Genomic DNA, 14,137 nt, shown 5'->3' with positions numbered 1-14,137 from the left:
TGCAATTTCTATTACTCCCTATTAGGGATTGAAACACAAGCAGGAATACCCGACTTAGCGAGCGCAGTCATATTGCAATTTCTATTACTCCCTATTAGGGATTGATAACTATAAAATTGGAGAAAGGATAATTGGAAAACAAATATAGCAATCCTATTTGATTTATGAACGTAGTTTTTAAAACTAACCACTCCAGACGCAGAAAGCGCAGAAGTAGAGAAAAAGAAGTGTTCATATCTTATTTAGGATTGCCATATTACCCATTAACCTTGATCTTAATCCTGAATATACTCTTGCCCAGTCACTAAAGCAATTTCAGCCCGGACAAATTCTCTACCCAAATAAGCCGCATGGTTTAATAAGGTAAGAGGACAGGGTTGAGTTTCTTCAAAAATCTTTACACACAGTTCCTTTGCTGTCCTGCCACTAAATACAGTTGATTGAGTTCTTTCCACCTTTCCCCGTGCTGGAATTACCTTCCCTGTTTCTGGATCTACAGCTAAACCGCGATCATCAATTACATTTGTAAAATGCTTGGCGTAAATTAACTGTTCATTGCGGTCTATGTAAATAATGAAATAACCACTAGGATCAAGGTCAATATGACGCTGAGAAAGTTTATGATCAATTGCAGTCAAATCTTCAAGTAGCAAATTCATAAGCATTCTAAAAAGAAAAATTAATTGGACAGTGTTTTTACATTACATCTCAAAGGTATTGCTGAGGAGATATTTTTTCGGCGTTGCATAATTGCGGGATGATTTGAGAATCTGTATCAATATATAATAGACATCTCCAGAAAAAATTGTAGAGATATTCCATGGAACGTCTCTACAAGGGTTCTAGGAAACGCATATTTAATTTTGGGAGATGCCTAATCACCGCCTCTCCTTCCGCCTCAGCCTCAATCCTCCCTTTATTCAGCAACGCCATTTTTTCTAAGCATCACCTTTAGTAAAAGGTAACTCTGCATTAATCGCCTCCATTTCCTGCTGTTCCATTTTATTAACTTCCCGAATATAAGGGCGCAAAATTTGTCCTAAACGGTTATTGTAAAATCGGTGGAGACTATGATTCGGTTTAGCCGGAAACCCGCGTCGTTTCTTGTGTCTTCCCCCTGCGCCAGGGTCAAAAGTTTGGATACCGTGAGCGATCGCCCACTCAATCGGTTTATAATAGCAAGCATCAAAATGCAAGCAATCTATTTCTTGAAAACTACCCCAATAGCGCCCATATAGCCTGTCATCCTTAAATAGACAAAAAGACATTCCCACAGGTTGACGCTGATTCTGCTCATGATAAGCCGCAAAAAACACCACCCGATGGCGATAATTATGGTGTAGCTGCTCAAAAAATCGCTTTGTCAGGTACTTACTACCCCACCAACCAAACTTATCGCAGGTATCAGCATAAAACTCATACATCAAAGGAAAAAAAGACTGAGGAATTTCCTCACCAGTCAATGCTTCGAGTCGTAAACCTGCTTTTTCCACAGCCTTACGTTCCCGTTTAATATTGCGTCTTTGATTAGCATTGAATCCTGTCAAATAATCATCAAAAACTTGAAATTCCGCATTTTCCCAAATGTAACTATGGTGTAACCAAGCCGTAAAACCTTGTCTTTCTAACACAGCACGCCATTGAGGATCAACATACAGAAAATGACAGCCAGAAATACCATGCTTGATGCAAAAAGAATCAATCTCATGCAACATCATCCCCGTGATTTCTTCCTCATCTTCCCCAGCAGCAATTAAGAAGCGATAGCCTTCAGCCGGCGTAAAAGGAGACATTCCCAACATTTTTGGATAATATTCTACCCCAATGCGAGAAGCTAACTCTGCCCACTGATGATCAAATACAAATTCGCCCTGACTATGCCCTTTTAAATACAGAGGGGCAGCAGCAATTAATGTCCTATCTCGCCACAACGTTAAGTGATTTGGCAACCAACCTGCGTTCGCTGTAGCACTGTGGGAGGTTTCCATATTATTCAGCCACTCCCACTCTAAAAACGGGGTTTTGAGTGGCATAGCCAAAGCATCCCAGGCTTCTTGGGTAACTTCGGCAATTTTGTTAGTCCAAACGACAGAGTATTGGGGTTTAAGTTGTTTTACCATCGTGTGGCTTTTAATATTTAAAAAGTTAGCAAAAGCTTTTATTAGCGTAATCTATATAAGCTTGTCGTTGCAGCCGATAGCTGAAAAATAATTCTTGTTCAAAGGGACAATTTGAGAGTTATTACCAAAAATTTGCCTCTACTTTAGTCGTAAGTAACTAGCATTTAACTGGTTGTTAAAAGAATTTAATATCCGGATTAAGGTCGCTAGAACCCGAAATTACTATATGAACGGACTGAGGAGTTCTATTTTTGTCCTCTGTTGCAGCAGTGTTGAATCTAATACAGCAATTATTGTACCGTTATTAAGGAGTGTACCAGCCCCAAATAAAACGGCATTAGAGGCAGCGATGTATTTTTTCAAGTGTAGTCTATCTCCTGAAATTTACTATTTTGCCATCTACACTGATGAATACAACAGAAAAATCTTAAATTCTAGAATCTCTATCAAACGAGAATTTTCAAAATCTGACTGCCATCAATCAGTTGATTATAGAATAACCTTGCTAACAGAAGAATGTTTATTAATTTCATCCTTGATATAGATATGCAAAACCAGTCGCTATTAAATATACTGTCTAATAGTTTTGGTATCTCTAGTGTCTTTTTACCAAATAACAGTTTGATATTTTTAACAAGTTACAATAAATTTCTAATAATTTTATAAAATGTTTTTTTTAGCTAATCTAATTGCATATCGGTATTATTGTGGTTTGCAGATGCGAAGTGAGACACTCGATGGCTAAGTTCCGTCAATCGTCCTTTCGGCGAATTTTAGTAACAAGAATACTTTTGCTATTTGTTCCGGTGTTATTAGTCGGAGAAATGGTTGCTCTAAATAAGGCACGCTCAAGTCTATTAACAACTGCTCGGCAAAACTTAACAGAAAGCGCTATCAATAAAGGAGAGAAAATTACCGATACAATCGCTGTACTAAAAACCAATTTATTCAGTGCTAGTCAAACAACAGTAATTAAATCTGGTTACTCCGATCAAATTCAAACATATCTGAATCAATTATCACAACAACTACCAAATCACATAGATTGTATTCAATTAAAAAATATCCAAAACGGTAATATTATTGCTAGTAGCTGTGGTGATAAAGCCATTTTAGAATTAACTTCCTCTTTTTCCGGCAATGAAGTAGAAATTCAAGCTATATTACCACCCAAAGCCGGAACAACGGGCAAAAAACACACAGACAATCAACTGCAATTACTCTTATCAGCCCCTGTTTATAATCGTCGAGGAAATTTAGCTTATGCTTTAATTCTCCAAACAACATTACACCAAAAAACTACAAATCAACCCGGCTCACTGACAGGTTCTCTGGTAGTTATTGCTGAAAATGGTACTATTTTGGCTCACCCATTGCCCGAAAGAGTAGGAACTAATATTAAGAATTATTCAGATGCCAAACAACTAAAAAGCTTAATTCAAAATGCAGTTGCAGGTCGTAATGATTCCATAAACTTTAAATTCATAGAAAGTGAAGAATTAGTTGCTGGTTATACAGCTATTGCTGATCCCAGTACACCAAAGCAGCAAAAAAAATGGATAATCTTAGCTGTTACAAGTGTAAAAAATGCACTGTTTGGTTTAGATGAAATCAAACTTATCCTCATTGTTTTGACTGTTGGTTTAATTGGCGCAAGTTTGTTAGCATCATTATATTTAGTTCCTTATCTAGCAGGCCCTGTAGAAGAACTTAGAGACTTTGCTTTAAATATTCATAGTCACCATGCCGCACAACCAATTCCCCGTAACTTTAAAATTCGGGAATTCAATCAATTGGCACAAGCACTAGATCAAATGGTTGAAAGACTAAAAGCATGGGCAGAAGAATTAGAAATAGCCTGGAAAGAAGCAAAATCTGCTAACAAAGTTAAAAGTCAGTTTTTAGCTACAACTTCCCATGAATTAAGAAATCCACTCAATATTATTATTAACTGTGTCCGCTTAGTTAGAGATGGAATGTGTGATGATAGAGAAGAAGAATTGGAATTTCTCCAGCGAGCGGATGAAACAGCAATTCACTTGTTAGGACTTATTAATGATTTACTCGATATTTCCAAAATTGAAGCAGGTAAACTCTCAGTAGTAATAACCCCTCTAGAATTACGTCAACTACTGTTAGAGGTGATTAATTTACAATCAGTGAATGTGCAACATAAAGGACTGCAATTGAAATGTGAGTTAGGTAATGAAGCCATACCAATTAAGGCAGATGAAGTAAAACTCAAACAAGTTCTTATTAATATCATTGGTAATGCTACGAAATTCACCGATACAGGTAGCATCACCATTAGCACAGATATTCAACAAAGTCATAGTAAATATCATGTCATAGTCTCAATTAAAGATACAGGAATAGGTATTGATCCTGGTCAGCAACATAAGCTATTTCGTCCCTTTGTGATGGTTGATGGTACTACCACGCGCAAATTTGAAGGTACTGGACTGGGATTAGCAATTTCTCGGAACTTAATCGAACTTATGGGAGGGACTATTACCCTGGAGAGTTTAGGTTTGCACCAAGGGACAACGGTAAAAATTATATTACCTTTGATTGATATCTCTCTATTACCTAACTCAGGGAAAAAAGTGGATTTAAGGAATAGTGAAAATTCATCTTCTCATGAAGTCAAAGAAATCAGTTATCCTAGCTTGCAGCCAGATCAAACTTTGGAAATTTACGATTCTTCACCAGCAGATATAAAGGAAGAACAAGTAGATACAGGTGAGATCAATCGACTTTCACAACAAGGTGAAAAAGTCGCAAAGCTTTAATTTCAGAATTCAATATAATAAGTAATTGGACAAAAATATTTACAGTCATTGCGAGCGAAGCGAAGCAATCCCAGCCCTTGCGATTGCGTCATTCCACTGCGTTCCATTCGCAATGACATTGTGTAATTAATTCTGTCCTAGTACTTATAGGGCGGGCAAACCCCGCCCCTACTTAGGGATAAAAAACTGTACCTCATAACAGCAGGAAGCGTTGTATGTTTAGTCCTATATCAATTAAATTTATTGCGATCGCTTGTCTAACCCTCTGAACGGTTACTACAAATCATAAAATTAAGGATTAGTGATGGTGATAGATTTACCACCTTGTTGAAGAGATGTAGTCAAAGCAGTGAGAATTTCTACTAATTCTCTACCTACCCACCCAGAGGAAACCACAGAAGGGGTATTCTGGAGGATAGAGACAACAAAGCAATCGCACACTTTTTGTAATGGTTCACCTTTTTCGATTTCTAGCACTTCTTGCTTTTGATTCACAGGTATAAACAAATTTTCCTGTTGAGAAAACTCCCCATGCATCAGGGTTAGAGGTGATACAGAGGACATTTCATCAAAAATTAAACTACCCTTGCTACCCACAATCCCTAATCGTCTTTGTTTATCAGGATTTAGCCAACAGAGGTGAATATAGGCTTGAAATTGATTTGGATAAGTCAGCGTTACCCAAACTAAATCAGCTAAACCTGGGTTTTCCGTTGTTGTTCCCTCAATTTTCCTATTTTCCTGTAACCAAACACTACCCGTTACTTGCACTTTCACAGGTAATTCACCTAACCAATTATTAAAAATGGCAATATCATGAATAGCTAAGTCCCACAATGCATCAACATCTTGACGGACGGGTCCCAAATGGGTGCGAGTAGCATAACCATAACGTAAAGCACCCAATTGACCAGATTGAACCACAGTTTCACCTCGTTCTACAGCTGGATGAAATAAATAAGTGTGGTCAACCATGAGTATCAATTGCTGATACTCCGCTAATTGACAGAGTTCCTGACATTCTTCTGGATGAAGAGTTAAGGGTTTTTCTGCCAAAACATGATAACCCAACTGGAGAGCATCTTTAATTAAGGCATAGTGAGTGGTAGCCGGAGTGGCGATCGCTACTGCTGTTAGTTCCGCAACCTGTTTAACGGATTCCCACTCTGTTGTTAATAATACATTTTCATCTAAATCAAACTCTTGTTTTATCGCTGCCAATCTGGCTGGATGGTGGTCTACCACAGCAACTACAGACACTTGAGGATGTGCTAAAAAATTTCTTAGTAAATGTACTCCCCAGCGTCCAACCCCGATTACCGCCAGTTTAATATTAGTCATCCGATTTTGGATTTTGGATTTTAGATTTTGGATTGACCCCTCTGATAAATCCGGGGGCTTGTGCCATTAAGGAATTAAGTAGTCGTGCAAAATAAATTGTACATTTAGGAGAGGGAACAGGGAACTCTTAACAGGGAACAGATAAGCACTATAGGGATTTTTATTTGTTCCGAAAATATTCAATTAATTTTGCTCAGGTACTTATTTGTCATTTGCTTCCTTAGTAATCACCTCTTCAGATATTACTGAATAAGCTACTTTAGCAGCGGCTTGTTCAGCGGCTTTAATAGAGCGTCCTTTACCTTGTCCTAACATTTTTGCATTTAACCAAACTTCAGCCAGAAAACGTTCTTGACTATCGTGGGGTTGATTAACCTCAAGTACCCGATACTCTGGTAAGACTTTAAATTGTGCCTGAGTCCATTCTTGGAGAGCAGCCTTATAGTTAAGTCTAGCGGGATCAAGACGAATTTCTGTGGTCAGTTCTTGGAAGTGGGGATCTAACCAAGGGCGAATCAGGTCAAGATTGTGAGTACTCAGATAAAGCGCTCCCAGAACTGCTTCAAAAGCATCTGCAAGTCTTGACTCTTGACCAACATGATCGGCAGTAGCACTACCAGCAACGAGTAAGTATAATTCTAGACCATATCCTCTAGCTAGTTGGGCAAGAATGCGATCGCTCACCAGAACGGAACGAATAGCCGCAAAATCCCCCACAGAGGAATCAGGATAATGTTCCCATAACATCACAGCCGCTACCAGCCGCACCACCGCATCACCGACAAACTCCAGTTGTTCATAATTTGCCGACTCAGAAACAGTCGCATGAGTTAGCGCCAAATCAAGTAAAGGCCACTTTATCGGTGCATCTTTTGACAAACCCAGCTTTTGGACTAAACTTTCAAGTTGCCGTTGACGGCGGGGATAAACGAGAGACATTCAGTAAGTGTGGAAAAAGGGCTAATAACTCCTAACTTAGCATTAAATATAGAGTATAAATACACGACAGGTAGCGCCAGGGCAAACTTTCCCAATTTCACAGCTTTGGGACGATATTAATGCCTAATATTTAGGGTAGAAGTTTATTCTCTAGCAATTCACCAAAATCATGATCCTGATAAAATTTTTGTAGGGGTTTAGCAATGCTAAACCCCTAGCTATTTAGGTTAACAATTAATTGCTTTTTTTCACTCTTTTCTTTTTCTCTGGTTTTAGTAAAGGTGCGTTTAAAGCTTAATTTTGATTTTTTATTAGTTCACACAGGTGAACTTAGTTTGTGTAGCGGTGATTTCTAATCGCTGAAACTAAAAAACGAACTATGGAAAATAAAAAATCCATAATTCGTTTAAAGAAGAGAGTCGGTAGTAAGCCGGGTTCTGTTCTCTTACGAGGGCAGTTATCTATCTGGGATGCCTGTTACCAGACACCTCTAGCGGCTCTTGTTTAACGGAACTGGTAAAAGACCAACCATAGTTCCTCTGGCCTTGCTCCCAACCGGGGTTTACCGAGCCAGCACCTCTCGATGCTGCTGGTGCGCTCTTACCGCACCTTTGCACCCTTACCAACCAATTACTGATTGGCGGTATCTTTCTGTGGCACTATCCTCACGATCACTCGCACTGGACGTTATCCAGCAAGTTTGGTCTTTCGGAAGCCCGGACTTTCCTCAAACCAGTGTTGATAACTGATCTGCAACTGCCTACGCCTACTCTCTCCTTTATCCAGTGTACGCTTTGATCGCCATCTGTGTCTGGATCGGAATTACTTCTTTTTATTCCAAGGCAAAGCGTAAGTCCAAGGGAGCTTTTTCATCGTAAAAGGACAATTAATAATTGAAACTGGAGGAACATTTATCCCAGGTGCAATACCAACTCTCATTTCCGAAATCCGCAGCACGATTTGCAGGGAAAATTCCAAATCTTTTTTGCCATCGATAAAGTCTTTGTATAACTTCTTTTGTTTATCATTCTTTTTTATGGCAGCAACATTAATTAAAGGCGATGCAGGTTTATAAATACCTGATTCTTTATCTCTTTGAAAAACATCTTCAGCGGTAACATTTTCCGAAATAGTTTTTTTAGGAGCAATGATAGTAGGAACTTGGGGTATAGCTAAATCACGGGTTAAATCTGGAGATTTGCGAATCACTCGTCGGGATTGCTGTGTATGTTCAACCACAAAAGAACTATTATCCCAGTCAACGTATATGGCAATACTTTCAGATTTATTTTCAATACTCATTGATAACTCTGTTAGATCAGTTTCTATCTTATCTAAACCATAATTACTTGTTTTAAAAGAAATACCCACTGTATCTTGCAGATTTTGTTCTTTTAATTGTTCATCGACAATATCTTTCTGAAAACTTAGCATCACCATATCATCAATGGATTCAATCATGCGATTGAATGTGGAATATACCCCAAGGATATAAATTGTTAAAACAATCAGATTTTGGTCGCCACTTTGTACTGCCATAAATTTTCTGATCAACTCCCTCTAAAAATTTTTCGATTACTAGATTACTTTATTTATTAAAACTTTGGTATTTTTAATCATGCTTAATATCTACTGAATTATTTAGCCAACCCCGCTGCCAAAAAAAGAATATTAATCCACCAGCAACAATTGCCATAAATGCCAAGCAGAGTGGATAGCCCCAATACCAATTGAGTTCAGGCATATTATATGGTGATTTTTCAGTATTAAAATTCATGCCATATATTCCAGCCACAAAAGTTAAGGGAATAAAAATTGATGAAACCACCGTTAGTAATTTCATAATTTCATTCATTTTGTTGCTAACTGCGGAAAGATAGACATCCATTAATCCAGAAGCTAGTTCTCGGTAAGTTTCCACCATATCCATCACTTGCACCGTATGATCATAACAGTCGCGCAAATAAATTCTCACTTCATCACTAATTAGTTCACTACCATCTCTAATTAAAGAATTAATTGCATCTCTTTGTGGCCAAATTGCCCGACGTAATTGCAGTAGTTCTCTTCTAATTTGATAAATTTTTCTTAATGTTTTTGGGGTAGGTTTAATAATTACTTCCTGCTCTAGCTCTTCAATTTGTTCTCCATAAAGTTCTAAAACAGGAAAAAAACCATCAATAATGGCATCTAATAAAGAATAAGCTAAATAATCGGCTCCTTGTTTGCGGATAATACCTTTATTTTTGTCAATTCGCACTCTCACTCCTTCTAGACAATCATGTTCTGCTTCCTCCTGAACTGTGAGTAAATAATATTTTCCCAATACTAAACTTACTTGTTCACTATAGAAACCATAGCCCCGTTCCTTTGGGACTACCATACGAGCAATAATCAGCAATTGGTCTTCATAATCCTCAATTTTCGGACGTTCTGTCATATTGACCACATCTTCTAAAACTAGAGGATGTAAATCAAAAACTTTACCCAAGCGTTCTAAAACATCTCTATTACCTAAGCCTTGTACATCTACCCAAGAAACAGATTCTGTATCCAAATAATTAAAGCAATCTTCAGGGTTAATGATTTGTTCACGGATAAAGTTAGTTTGGTTATAGTCAATTATAAAAATAATTGGCTGGTCAGCATTTTCATCAATGATGATCGTGCCAGGCAGAGTTCCTGGTTGATGATGGTGTTCTTTGGTATATTCTTTAGTTAAGAATTTAGGAGTACGGCGAATTTTTTTAATCATGAACTTTTACCTAATACCATTGAATCAAGCCGCTTTTGTCACTGAATCGTCAGAAATTTGGGTATTACAGCCGATATAATAACATTTATAAGTTTCTCCAACATTCCTGAATGGTATAAAAAACAGTTTGTCTTTTTGTTAAGACAAACTGTAGAAAAAAATTAAAAATTAATTATTTGGGGAAGGGGTGATTAGAACATACCCATGCCGCCCATGCCGCCCATACCGCCCATACCGCCCATGCCACCCATACCAGCATCAGGGGCAGCGGCAGCTTGCTTCTCAGGCTTCTCAACGATGATTGCTTCGGTAGTTAAAACCATCCCAGCAATAGAAGCGGCGTTTTGTAAAGCTGAACGGACAACTTTAGCAGGATCGATAATACCTGCGACAATTAAATCTTCAAATTCGTCTGTAGCAGCGTTATAGCCGATGTTAATATCAGTTTCTCGCACTTTGGCAACAATCACGGAACCTTCAACACCAGCATTGTCTGCAATTTGACGTAAGGGAGCTTCTAGCGCTCTTTCGACAATCTCAGCGCCAATCCTTTCTTCGGGGTCGAGGCTGTTTTTAATTGCTTCTATTTTGGAAGCCAGATAAATCAGAGTAGTGCCACCACCAGGGACAATACCCTCTTCGACTGCGGCTTTAGTAGCGTTGAGTGCATCTTCAATCCGCAGTTTACGGTCTTTGAGTTCGGTTTCTGTAGCTGCACCCACCTTGATAACTGCCACACCACCAGCTAGTTTAGCGATGCGTTCTTGCAATTTTTCTGTGTCGTAGTCAGAATCAGTTTCTTCTAACTGCTTGCGAATTTGAGCAATTCGCTGTTGGATTTCTGGCTTAGTGGTGCTACCAGCGACAATAGTAGTGTTTTCTTTGTCAATGATGATTTGGCGGGCAGTACCCAACATTTCTAAAGTAGCGGTGTCCAGACTTAAACCGATTTCTTCAGAAATCATCTGTCCATCTGTGAGAATGGCGATATCCTGTAATAAAGCTTTGCGGCGTTCACCAAATCCAGGGGCTTTAATTGCTGCAACCGTCAGCACACCCCGTGCTTTGTTGACAACTAAAGTGGCCAAAGCGTCTCCATCCACATCTTCGGCAATGATCAGCAAAGCTTGACCTGCACGGGCAACTTTTTCTAATACAGGTACTAAATCCTGAATGCTGCTGATTTTTTTGTCGGTAATCAAAATGCGGGCGTTTTCAAATTCCACCGTCATCCGTTCGTTGTTGGTGATGAAGTAGGGGGAAATGTAACCCCGGTCAACTTGCATCCCTTCGACTACTTCTAGTTCAGTTGTGAGGGATTTGGATTCTTCAACGGTGATGACACCATCTTTGGTGACTTTTTCCATTGCTAGAGCCAGCATATTGCCAACTTCTTCGTCATTACCAGCAGAAACAGTAGCAACTTGAGCGATCGCACTACCTTCTACTGGCTTGGCTATTTTGGCAATTTCTGCCACTAGCAATTCAACGGTTTTATCAATTCCTCGTTTTAAGCTAATGGGGTTTGTGCCGGCGGCAACGTTCTTTAACCCTTCCTTAATGATAGCCTGTGCTAAAACCGTGGCAGTAGTAGTGCCATCTCCAGCAATATCTTTGGTTTTGGAGGCTACTTCTTGAATTAGTCTAGCTCCGGTATTTTCCAGAGGATCTTCTAGTTCAATTTCTTTGGCAACAGTGATACCATCGTTGACAATTTGAGGTATACCAAATTTTTTTTCTAAAAGGACATTACGACCTTTTGGCCCCAAGGTGATTTTCACCGCGTCAGCCAAGGCGTTAATACCCTTTTCTAAAGACCGTCGTGATTCTTCATTAAATGCAATAATCTTGGCCATGTTTTATTTCTCTAGCGCTTCCATTAGACAATTTAGCACTCACAGGCAAAGAGTGCTAAGTGCCTCAGCTACTGAATTTAACAGATACAAATAAAAAATTGATTAATATTAGGGTTAATGCTCATTTTAGATACTGGCAGTAATGGTGGAATTGGGAGATGAACCTAGATAACTCCCTGAAGTCCCTTGGTATTGCTGACCCTAGCGGCACCGGCTGGTTGGCGGTAGTTTTTACTTTTATCTTGGCTTGGCTGGTAACGTGGCGTTTAATGCCAATTATACGCAAATTTGCTTTGCGGGTGGGTTGGGCAGACCAACCTAACGCCCGGCGACTCAATCGAGAACCTTTACCTAATGCAGGAGGTTTGGCTATCTATGCTGGTGTAATTGCCGCTTTGGTACTAGCCAGCCTTTTACGTCCTATTGAACTCCAAGGCGTATTAGCTCAAGTTTTAACGATTCTGTTAGGAGGTTCGATATTAGTCCTTGTGGGCTTTATTGATGACCAATTTGGCTTACCCCCTTCTGTCCGTTTGTGGGCGCAAATTACAACAGCACTGTTGCTGGTTGCCAATGGTATCAGCATCAAAGTGATGTTTGGTACTCCTATTGATTCGCTACTGTCGATGGCGTTGACTATTTTGTGGGTTGTAGGTATTACCAATGCTATTAACTTGATGGATGGCATGGATGGTTTGGCAGGAGGAATTAGCTTTATTACTGCTATGAGTTTGTTAGCTGTTTCTGCCCAATTTAATAATCGGGCGGCGGCTACCTTAGTTTTGGCTGCTTTGGCAGGAGCAGCATTGGGCTTTTTGCGCCATAATTTCCATCCGTCACGTATTATCATGGGTGATGCTGGAGCCTATTTTTTTGGTTATGTACTAGCAGCAACTAGTATTTTAGGCAAACTTCAACAAAATACCGTTTATGCTCTGATCCCCACGGTTTTATTTCTACTGTTGCCAGTTTTAGACACTACTCAGGTGTTTATCCGGCGACTCTTGGCAGGAAAAAACCCTCTGAGTACTCCTGGTAAAGACCATTTGCATCACCGCTTACTGGCTTGGGGATTATCTCAACGCCATGCTGCTTTTACATTGTGGTCAATTACGTTGTGTTTTAACTTGTTGGCAATGAGAGCGCAGGGGATGAGTTTGATGGTGATGATAGCCTGTGCCAGTAGTATTATTTTGCTTTTAGCTTTTACTGTCTTGCAAAGAATTTACAGCAGGGAACAGAGAACAGGGAACTCTGAACATGGTTAAAACTCTCTTTTTCTGTGGCTTTGTTCTGAAATTTGCTGTGGATCAACACCCGATCAACCAAACATGAAATCACCCAAGTTGTTAATACTAATCGGTTAAATCTCAAAAAATAGTTGAGCTTGTAGGTTGAGTCATTAGCGTTGTGTAGCAATCAAAGAAACCCAACATTACCAAATATTTTGTTGGGTAACGCTGACGGTTAATCCAACCTACAATTTCTACATTTCCTTAACCTAATACCAATTTTATGTGAGGTTGCACATAATTCTGAAATCCATTGATTTATCTGTCTTTATCCGCGTTGAATTATTCTATACAGCTTCATAAATCTAAAATTGGAACTATCTTCCTAAATCATGCATTTCATTAATTACAGATGCACATTTTTGTGTCAATGCCTCCAATTCTTGTTTATTAGTGGAACTAGGGGCATCAATTAATTTGCCAATTCTGACAGTAATGGCAACGGAACGAGGAAAGGATGAACCAGGTTGTAAAATTTTGCCAGTACCCCATAAACTTACTGGTAAAAAAGGTACTTTCGCCTTTGCGGCTAGTAGTGCTGCACCTCTTTTGGGGTCAGTAATCCGACCATCTGGAGTACGAGTCCCTTCTAAAAAAACACCTACAGCCCAACCATTATCAAGACATTCTAAAGCAGAACGGATGGCGGTGCGATCGGCACTTCCCCGACTAACCGGGTAAGCACCGTATAATTTAATTGCTTGTGCTAAAACAGGGACTTTAAATAATTCTTCTTTAGCCATGTACGCGACGGGACGACGTACACAACTAGAAACAATTGGTGGGTCAAAGTAACTAGCATGATTACTGACTACTAGCACTTTTCCGGTTTGGGGGACATTTTCTACTCCATAAATCTTGACCCGAAAGTAAGTATGCAGCAAGGGACTAACCACTGACCACTTAAATGCGTGGTAAAGTGCCAGACTAATTAATGGTTCACGAGTTCTAGTCACGGAAGATTATATAAATAAACAATTCAAAAATAAAACAGAATACAAAAATTAGGAGTCAGAACGTTAAAGAAGAAGTCAAGAAACAT

At 39.2% G+C, this 14,137-nt stretch carries 10 protein-coding genes, 1 other RNA gene and 1 CRISPR repeat array (1 of these 12 running past the window's edge); of the genes, 2 read left to right on the top strand and 9 right to left on the bottom strand.

Annotation, left to right across the window (positions count from 1 at the left end):
- Nucleotides 1-108: direct repeats of the CRISPR family, unit length 37 nt; it reaches 2,069 nt to the left of the window's first position.
- Nucleotides 109-275: 167 nt separating this feature from the next.
- Nucleotides 276-659 (bottom strand): DUF4346 domain-containing protein, encoded by a 384-nt coding sequence (locus tag ANA7108_RS0104305; protein ID WP_016949537.1) that lies wholly within the window; start codon nt 657-659, stop codon nt 276-278.
- Nucleotides 660-938: 279 nt separating this feature from the next.
- Nucleotides 939-2,120, bottom strand: coding sequence for a GNAT family N-acetyltransferase (locus ANA7108_RS0104295; RefSeq protein WP_016949535.1), 1,182 nt, complete (start codon nt 2,118-2,120; stop codon nt 939-941).
- Between the two features lie 737 nt (nt 2,121-2,857).
- Here ANA7108_RS0104295 and ANA7108_RS0104290 point away from each other — a divergent pair.
- Complete coding sequence (locus ANA7108_RS0104290; protein ID WP_016949534.1) at nt 2,858-4,912, top strand: sensor histidine kinase; 2,055 nt, start codon at nt 2,858-2,860, stop codon at nt 4,910-4,912.
- A 291-nt stretch (nt 4,913-5,203) separates the two neighbouring features.
- Here the strand turns inward: ANA7108_RS0104290 and ANA7108_RS0104285 are convergent, their stop codons facing one another.
- The 6 genes from ANA7108_RS0104285 to groL form a co-directional block, all read right to left on the bottom strand.
- On the bottom strand, nt 5,204-6,253 hold the full coding sequence (locus ANA7108_RS0104285) for a Gfo/Idh/MocA family protein (protein ID WP_016949533.1): 1,050 nt from the start codon (nt 6,251-6,253) through the stop codon (nt 5,204-5,206).
- A gap of 201 nt (nt 6,254-6,454) precedes the next feature.
- Nucleotides 6,455-7,192 (bottom strand): ribonuclease III, encoded by a 738-nt coding sequence (rnc, locus tag ANA7108_RS0104280; protein WP_016949532.1) that lies wholly within the window; start codon nt 7,190-7,192, stop codon nt 6,455-6,457.
- A 410-nt stretch (nt 7,193-7,602) separates the two neighbouring features.
- Nucleotides 7,603-7,966: RNase P RNA component class A (rnpB, locus tag ANA7108_RS28355), an RNA gene on the bottom strand.
- A 48-nt stretch (nt 7,967-8,014) separates the two neighbouring features.
- The gene (locus ANA7108_RS0104275; RefSeq protein ID WP_016949531.1) at nt 8,015-8,731 is read right to left on the bottom strand and encodes a hypothetical protein; all 717 of its coding nucleotides are present in this window, start codon (nt 8,729-8,731) and stop codon (nt 8,015-8,017) included.
- Nucleotides 8,732-8,804: 73 nt separating this feature from the next.
- Nucleotides 8,805-9,947: a magnesium/cobalt transporter CorA gene (gene corA, locus ANA7108_RS0104270; protein WP_016949530.1), complete on the bottom strand. Its 1,143-nt coding sequence runs from the start codon at nt 9,945-9,947 to the stop codon at nt 8,805-8,807.
- A gap of 191 nt (nt 9,948-10,138) precedes the next feature.
- The gene (groL, locus tag ANA7108_RS0104265; RefSeq protein ID WP_016949529.1) at nt 10,139-11,803 is read right to left on the bottom strand and encodes a chaperonin GroEL; all 1,665 of its coding nucleotides are present in this window, start codon (nt 11,801-11,803) and stop codon (nt 10,139-10,141) included.
- Nucleotides 11,804-11,961: 158 nt separating this feature from the next.
- Between groL and ANA7108_RS0104260 the strand changes: the two genes are divergently transcribed.
- Nucleotides 11,962-13,071 (top strand): MraY family glycosyltransferase, encoded by a 1,110-nt coding sequence (locus ANA7108_RS0104260; protein WP_016949528.1) that lies wholly within the window; start codon nt 11,962-11,964, stop codon nt 13,069-13,071.
- Nucleotides 13,072-13,412: 341 nt separating this feature from the next.
- On the opposite strand, the gene ANA7108_RS0104255 is transcribed toward ANA7108_RS0104260, so the two are convergent.
- A complete protein-coding gene (locus ANA7108_RS0104255; RefSeq protein ID WP_016949527.1) occupies nt 13,413-14,051 on the bottom strand; it encodes a 1-acyl-sn-glycerol-3-phosphate acyltransferase in 639 nt (212 codons plus the stop codon).
- Nucleotides 14,052-14,137 lie beyond the last annotated feature (86 nt).

Origin of the sequence: Anabaena sp. PCC 7108 (assembly GCF_000332135.1) — a bacterium.
Classification (GTDB): domain Bacteria; phylum Cyanobacteriota; class Cyanobacteriia; order Cyanobacteriales; family Nostocaceae; genus Anabaena.
Note: the sequence above shows the minus strand (reverse complement) of the source record. Positions and strands in the feature narration are given on the sequence as shown.

Excerpts from the sequence above, each read along its gene's own strand:
- ANA7108_RS0104295 (WP_016949535.1), bottom strand. The coding sequence starts at position 2,120 with ATGGTAAAACAACTTAAACCCCAATACTCTGTCGTTTGGACTAACAAA.
- ANA7108_RS0104290 (WP_016949534.1), top strand. The coding sequence starts at position 2,858 with ATGGCTAAGTTCCGTCAATCGTCCTTTCGGCGAATTTTAGTAACAAGA.
- rnc (WP_016949532.1), bottom strand. The coding sequence starts at position 7,192 with ATGTCTCTCGTTTATCCCCGCCGTCAACGGCAACTTGAAAGTTTAGTC.
- ANA7108_RS0104305 (WP_016949537.1), bottom strand. The coding sequence starts at position 659 with ATGAATTTGCTACTTGAAGATTTGACTGCAATTGATCATAAACTTTCT.
- groL (WP_016949529.1), bottom strand. The coding sequence starts at position 11,803 with ATGGCCAAGATTATTGCATTTAATGAAGAATCACGACGGTCTTTAGAA.
- ANA7108_RS0104260 (WP_016949528.1), top strand. The coding sequence starts at position 11,962 with ATGAACCTAGATAACTCCCTGAAGTCCCTTGGTATTGCTGACCCTAGC.
- ANA7108_RS0104275 (WP_016949531.1), bottom strand. The coding sequence starts at position 8,731 with ATGGCAGTACAAAGTGGCGACCAAAATCTGATTGTTTTAACAATTTAT.
- ANA7108_RS0104285 (WP_016949533.1), bottom strand. The coding sequence starts at position 6,253 with ATGACTAATATTAAACTGGCGGTAATCGGGGTTGGACGCTGGGGAGTA.
- corA (WP_016949530.1), bottom strand. The coding sequence starts at position 9,947 with ATGATTAAAAAAATTCGCCGTACTCCTAAATTCTTAACTAAAGAATAT.